Source organism: Vallitalea sediminicola (assembly GCF_054408565.1).
Window position 1 is genome coordinate 20,846 of sequence record NZ_BTPT01000074.1, and the last position, 6,570, is coordinate 27,415.

Here is a 6,570-nt window from a genome sequence, read left to right on the forward strand (position 1 = left end):
AAGAGGTTTATTGATATGGAATTTAAAATAAATAGATTAAGCATTCACGATTTAGAAATTGGTATGGAACTTGCCAATGATGTAATCACATCTAAAGGACTAATATTGATTCCCTCTAATACTATCATTACTCAAAATCATATCTTTAAATTTAATTTGTACCAAATACTAAGTGTAGATATAAAAGAATATACTGCTCCTCTTAAATATAACTCTAACAATATTACTAATAATAATGAATTCACCAAAAAGTTTTTGAGATTCAAAGATAGCTATGACATCAATAAGAAAAAAGTAACTAGACAATTAGATGATATCAGTAATGGTGGAAATGTTAACATTAGAGATCTTTTCAGACTGAGCAATGATTTAATTAAAGCTCTCAAAACTAAAAGTGAACTTTTTAATTTTCTTAATCATTTAAGAAGTGTAGATGAATATACATATTCCCATTCATTGAATGTATCTATGCTATGCAATATATTCGGTCAATGGTTACATCTAGATAAACAAGATATTGAAAATTTGACTGTTGCAGGGCTTTTACATGATATAGGAAAATTATCAATAGATACCAAAATAATTAATAAACCTGGTAAATTAACTGATGATGAATTTGCAATTATAGAAAAACATCCTGAAATAGGGTACAATTTAATTAAAACTCTTGATTATCCCGAAGAAATAAAAATGGGAATATTGATGCATCATGAAAAGATAGATGGCTCTGGATATCCTTCCCATCTAAAAGATTCACAAATAAATGATTTTGCTAAAATAATTGCTATAGCAGATATCTATGATGCCATGACATCAGTTCGTTCATATCACAAAAAAACTTCCCCATTCAAAGTAATAAGATTATTTGAACGAGAATCCTATGGCTTACTAGATACCAAATATCTATTTGTATTTCTAGAAAATATTGCCTATAACTATTTACATAGAAAAGTAAGATTATCTAATGGAGAAGTGGGTAGAATAGTTTTTATTCATAAAACGACTCCATCAAAACCTATTGTAGATGTTGGGATTGCAATGATTGACATGCAAGATGAAACGAATCTAGATATAGAGGAAATTATGTAAGGCGAAACCTCTAAAATACGCCTTTTTTTATATGAATACCTTCTATAAAACATTTTTTTATTATTTTTTTAATAAAAATTTAATTTTTTTGTTGAAATTATATAAAATATATACTATAATGTGAATATATGATTGTGTTGTTTACCCTTCTTTGTTAAGGAACGATACATATCATATACACTATATAACCCCTTATTAATTATTTATACTCCCCTCATCAAAATAACCACATGGAGACATGTGGTTATTTTACTGTTCAAAACCCTTATGATTTAAGGCTTACCTTAACTTCAATAGCTTTATTTTTTATTAAATACATTATTAATATTTATACATTACAGAAAAAAAATACAATAATAATATTCTTAATAATAATTTTATATTTATTTAATATAATTTTTATTTCAGTAATATTTTTGTAATATTACCTATTCTTCCCAATTCATTGCTCTGGTTACTGCTTTTTTCCATCCCTTATATTTTATATCTCTAGTTTCACTGTCCATAAAAGGTTTAAATGACTTATCTATATCGCATTCTTTATTCAGTTCATCCTTTTTCCAGAATCCAACAGCAAGTCCAGCTAGATAAGCAGCACCTAGAGCAGTAGTTTCAATAACTTTTGGTCTATCTACAACTACGCCTAATATATCCGCTTGAAATTGTAGTAGGAAATTATTAGCTGAAGCACCACCATCAACCTTTAATCTCTCCATCTTAATCCCCGAATCCTCAACCATTGCATTAATGACATCTTTTGATTGATAACCAATTGATTCTAATGTAGCTCTTATTATATGATTTCTATTGGTTCCTCTTGTTAATCCTACTATTGCACCTCTTGCATACATATCCCAGTAAGGAGCCCCTAATCCTGCAAATGCTGGCACCACATAGACACCTCCTGAATCTTTTTCTTTCATAGCAAAGTATTCACTCTCATCTGAAGAGAATATCAATCTCATTTCATCTCTTAACCACTGAATGGAAGCACCAGCAATGAATATACTTCCTTCTAGAGCATATTCTACTTTCCCATCCACCCCCCACGCAATTGTAGTTAATAGCCCGTTCTTAGAACTAATAAGTTTATCACCTGTATTCATTAAAATGAAACTTCCTGTACCATATGTATTTTTTACCATTCCAGGTTCAAAACAACCTTGTCCAAATAAAGCTGCCTGTTGGTCTCCAGCTGCTCCTGAAATAGGTATTCTAGCACCACCTAATGTCTTTTCATGAGTGTAGCCATATATATAACTTGAAGGTTTTACATCTGGCATCATTGAGATAGGTATGTCCAATTCATCTAATATTTTATTATCCCATTGGAGTTTACGTATATTAAATAACATTGTTCTAGACGCATTAGAATACTCTGTAACGTGAACTTCTCCTCTTGTCATATTCCAGATTAACCATGTATCCATAGTTCCAAATAATAAGTCTCCATTTTTAGCTTTTTCTCTTGCACCTTCAACATTATCCAAAATCCATTTAACTTTAGTAGCTGAAAAATATGCATCTATAATTAACCCTGTATTTTCTCTAATATAATCTTCTAACCCTTTTTCTTTTAGGTCTTCACATATATCTGCTGTTTGTCTTGACTGCCATACTATCGCATTATACACTGGCTTACCAGTATTCTTATCCCAAACAACTGTAGTTTCTCTTTGATTAGTTATTCCTATAGCTGCTACATCATTGACACTTACACCAGCCGTCTCCAATACCTCTCTCATAACTCCACTTTGCGTACCCCAAATTTCCATTGCATCATGTTCTACCCAACCTGGTTTTGGATAGAATTGTTTAAACTCTTTTTGTGCAGTTTCAACAATATCTCCATTTTTATTAAATAATATTGCTCTACAACTAGTAGTTCCTTGATCAAGTGACATTACATATTTCTTCTCCATAATAAAAACCTCCTAATATATTTGCAGCAAATATGTCACGGGGATGCTTAATATAGTCATTATTAGCAAAATCAATAACAACTCTCACCAGATATGAATTAAATTATACAAATCAAGTACATCTCCTTATTAAATATTATACTATATCAACAAATATTTTCATAGACCAATTAATTATAGATAGTTTCTTGACAACTTAGAAGTAGTATACTATATTAATATTATAGTTATTTAGACATTTATCTAACTATATAAATTTATATAAAAGATATTATGCACATACTTGTACTAACTATAGTATTTGTGTTATTATCAATTGTATGTTTTAGAAAACAGGAGTTATGATGACACACAGGAGTGATTTGATGAACGAAGTATTTAAAGCATTATCTGATCCTACAAGAAGAAAAATATTGGAATTATTATATGAAAAAGATATGACTGCTGGTGATATTGCTAATTGCTTTAATATTAGTAAACCATCAATCAGCCATCATTTAAATATTTTAAAAAATTCTAAATTGGTTTTTACAGAGCGCCAAGGACAAAATATAATATATTCATTAAATACTACATCATTTCAATCCATGATAAAGTGGATATATGATTTTACCAGAAAGGATGATAATAATGAAGAAACCTAAACTAACACTCATTCTATGTATTATATCATTTATAGGAACTTGTATAGCATATTTCTATCTACCTGATATGATTCCTATACACTGGGGTATTAATGGAGAAGTAGATAATACTGGTCCTAAATATATGGCAATTATTCTTGGTATATTACCATTAGCAATATATCTATTAATGAACACCCTACCAAAAATCGACCCTAAAAGGGAAAATTATAAAAAACACTCAAAAGCTTATAATATTTTCTCATTCTATACGATTCTATTTTTAATAATTATCAATTGGATTACTATTATAGCTTCTTTTGGTATAGAAATGAATGTAGGCTTATTTGTACCAATACTAGTGGGAATTCTTTTTATTATTATTGGTAATTATATGCCACAATTTAGGCATAACTATTTTATTGGAATCAAAACACCTTGGACTCTTGCTGATGAAACCAATTGGAAAAGAACACATTTCTATGGTGGATATGTTTTTATGATTTTAGGTATAATCATTATATTGACTGGAATCATTTCTAATCCTTTAATATTATATATCGGCTTAGGCATCTCAGCAATTTTAGTTATTTCTTTATTTGTTTACTCATACTTGCTTTTTAGAAAAATGAGTATATCAAAAAATGGTCTAAAAAAGAAAAAATAATTTTATAAAAATTTATGAAAAGCAAATATGTTTTTTATATTGAGATAAGGAAAAAGGTTCTAGTAGCCTTTTTCTTTTTAATATCAATGAATGTAATCAAGTGGGTTTTTTTGTTTGTTTATTTCATCTTTCTTAGCATATATTATTTATATAGAAAAAAATAAAAGGATGAATCAAATGACTGACATAATAAGCGAAACAGAACTAGAAATCAAACTCAATGAATTTAGAGACGTACTAATCAATTATGATTACTCCGAAATAGAGAATGTCATATTTTTTGATGTTAACTCTCTTAATTACTATATTGAGAATAACAAAGGAAATCCTTTCGAAAAACAATATGATGCTATAGAAACAATATTGAATAGTATTTACCTATACTTGCCATGTACTCTTTCAGATGATACTATTAATGTAATATCAGAAATTCTGAATGTAAAATATGGTGATGAAGCTTTAGTTAAACAAAATGTTTTATTTAACATTAAATTAGAGTTTATTGATATGGTAAAGAATATATCAACAGAGGAAGAATGGAAAAAATTAGTACTTTTATGTAAAAAAATCAGAGATACCAAAGAGAAACTTGAAAGGACTGAAAAACAATATGAGTACTTGGGGAGATAAACCCTATTATTCATTAAATTATTATTTAAGAGAATTATATGGTGAAAAAATATATAAAATTGCAATAGATGGTGGTTTCACTTGTCCTAACAGAGATGGTACGATTGATACAAGAGGTTGTATTTTTTGTAGTGAAGGCGGTTCAGGAGATTTTGCTTCTTCAGCATCATTATCAATATATGACCAAATCGAAGAAGGTAAAAAGAGACTGTCATCTAAAAAAACAGGGAATAAATATATTGCTTACTTCCAAGCATATACTAATACTTATGCCCCTATCAATCGTTTAGAGGCACTTTTTAGAGAAGCAATATCTCATCCTGATATAATTGGTCTATCTATAGCTACAAGACCTGATTGCCTTGATAACGAAGTGATAAAACTATTAGCCAATATTAACAAAACCAAAAAGGTATGGGTTGAACTTGGTTTACAGACAATCCATACCTCTTCTGCATCATTCATTAGACGAGGATATGACCTAGAATGTTTTGATAGTGCTGTAACAAGGCTTAATAAAGCTGGTCTTAACGTGGTTGTTCATCTGATATTAGGACTACCTAATGAAACGAAAAATCAAGTTCTTCAATCAGTAAAATATATATGTGACAGAAATATCGGGGGTATTAAACTTCAGTTGTTACATGTATTGAAACATACGGATTTAGCGGATTATCATTCTAAGAACAATTTCAAAATATTTTCAATGAATGAATATATCAATTTATTAATATCCTGTATAGAAATTATTCCACCTGATATAGTTATTCATAGAATTACAGGAGATGGACCTAAGAACCTATTAATTGAACCTCTCTGGAGTGGTAATAAAAAAGTAGTATTGAACACTGTATTAAAAGAATTTAGAGAGCAAAATACATGGCAAGGTAAAAAAATAGCTTTCTAATTCAATTTAATATTAATTACCTACTTGTTTATTTTCTTTTTTTAATATACAATAGTTGTTAATATATAAAGTGTTTAAATATATACTTACCACTATATATTGTGGTTATCTAATATTACATATTTAAATAATTACATATTAGATCGGCTTTGAGGAGGTTTATATGAAGGGTTCAAATCATGAATTGAGTGTAAATAAGTTAATTATTCTTTATATGATCGATAAGTTAGATATGTCAATGTCATATACTCAGATTTCAGAATTTTTATTAGCTCATGAATATATGAATTATTTTTCACTACAGCAGTATTTTTCGGAACTAGTTGAAACTAATTTATTAGCTACTAAAGTAATAAATCACTCTACTAGATACTCTATTACCGAAAATGGTAAACAAACTTTAGAATATTTCGAGAATAGGATACCTGAAAGTATCTGTACAGAAATACTTGACTATCTAAAGGATAAAAAGTTAGAGTTAAAAGATGAGTTTGAGATAACAGCAGAATATTATCCTAAGAGAAACGGAGATTATACTGTTAAATGTATTGCAAAAGAGAAAAAAGATCTGCTTATGGAAATTAAGATAAATGTTATATCTAAGGAACATGCTTTAAAGATATGTGATAATTGGAAAGAAAATCCTCATATGATTTATGGAAAGATATTAGAGGAGTTATTAAGAGCTTAAATGACTAAATGCAATAACCTAGCGGTATATATATAGTTTTT

The 6,570-nt window shown here is 28.6% G+C and carries 7 protein-coding genes; 6 read left to right on the forward strand and 1 reads right to left on the reverse strand.

Translation table 11 applies throughout. The features are described 5' to 3' along the window. Positions 1–15: 15 nt before the first annotated feature. Positions 16–1,089 (forward strand): HD-GYP domain-containing protein, encoded by a 1,074-nt coding sequence (locus tag ACX6CF_RS23460; RefSeq protein ID WP_458787811.1) that lies wholly within the window; start codon positions 16–18, stop codon positions 1,087–1,089. A gap of 428 nt (positions 1,090–1,517) precedes the next feature. On the opposite strand, the gene glpK is transcribed toward ACX6CF_RS23460, so the two are convergent. Beyond that, complete coding sequence (glpK, locus tag ACX6CF_RS23465) at positions 1,518–3,011, reverse strand: glycerol kinase GlpK (RefSeq protein ID WP_458787812.1); 1,494 nt, start codon at positions 3,009–3,011, stop codon at positions 1,518–1,520. A 365-nt stretch (positions 3,012–3,376) separates the two neighbouring features. On the opposite strand from glpK, the gene ACX6CF_RS23470 reads away from it, so the two are divergent. The 5 genes from ACX6CF_RS23470 to ACX6CF_RS23490 all read left to right on the forward strand — a co-directional run bounded on the left by ACX6CF_RS23470 (position 3,377) and on the right by ACX6CF_RS23490 (position 6,529). After that, positions 3,377–3,655: an autorepressor SdpR family transcription factor gene (locus tag ACX6CF_RS23470; RefSeq protein ID WP_458787813.1), complete on the forward strand. Its 279-nt coding sequence runs from the start codon at positions 3,377–3,379 to the stop codon at positions 3,653–3,655. After that, a complete protein-coding gene (locus ACX6CF_RS23475; RefSeq protein ID WP_458787814.1) occupies positions 3,642–4,301 on the forward strand; it encodes an SdpI family protein in 660 nt (219 codons plus the stop codon). Before ACX6CF_RS23470 ends, ACX6CF_RS23475 begins: the two co-directional genes overlap by 14 nt. Before the next feature lie 177 nt (positions 4,302–4,478). Further along, positions 4,479–4,931, forward strand: coding sequence for a hypothetical protein (locus ACX6CF_RS23480; RefSeq protein WP_458787815.1), 453 nt, complete (start codon positions 4,479–4,481; stop codon positions 4,929–4,931). Further along, entirely contained in the window at positions 4,912–5,838 is a 927-nt protein-coding gene (locus tag ACX6CF_RS23485) for a TIGR01212 family radical SAM protein (protein ID WP_458787816.1), read from the forward strand. Before ACX6CF_RS23480 ends, ACX6CF_RS23485 begins: the two co-directional genes overlap by 20 nt. A 163-nt stretch (positions 5,839–6,001) precedes the next feature. After that, positions 6,002–6,529, forward strand: coding sequence for a DUF4364 family protein (locus tag ACX6CF_RS23490; RefSeq protein ID WP_458787817.1), 528 nt, complete (start codon positions 6,002–6,004; stop codon positions 6,527–6,529). Positions 6,530–6,570 lie beyond the last annotated feature (41 nt).

What these genes read in the sequence shown, in the direction of transcription:
- ACX6CF_RS23460 (WP_458787811.1), top strand. Translation starts at nt 16, where the DNA reads ATGGAATTTAAAATAAATAGATTAAGCATTCACGATTTAGAAATTGGT.
- glpK (WP_458787812.1), bottom strand. Translation starts at nt 3,011, where the DNA reads ATGGAGAAGAAATATGTAATGTCACTTGATCAAGGAACTACTAGTTGT.
- ACX6CF_RS23470 (WP_458787813.1), top strand. Translation starts at nt 3,377, where the DNA reads ATGAACGAAGTATTTAAAGCATTATCTGATCCTACAAGAAGAAAAATA.
- ACX6CF_RS23475 (WP_458787814.1), top strand. Translation starts at nt 3,642, where the DNA reads ATGAAGAAACCTAAACTAACACTCATTCTATGTATTATATCATTTATA.
- ACX6CF_RS23480 (WP_458787815.1), top strand. Translation starts at nt 4,479, where the DNA reads ATGACTGACATAATAAGCGAAACAGAACTAGAAATCAAACTCAATGAA.
- ACX6CF_RS23485 (WP_458787816.1), top strand. Translation starts at nt 4,912, where the DNA reads ATGAGTACTTGGGGAGATAAACCCTATTATTCATTAAATTATTATTTA.
- ACX6CF_RS23490 (WP_458787817.1), top strand. Translation starts at nt 6,002, where the DNA reads ATGAAGGGTTCAAATCATGAATTGAGTGTAAATAAGTTAATTATTCTT.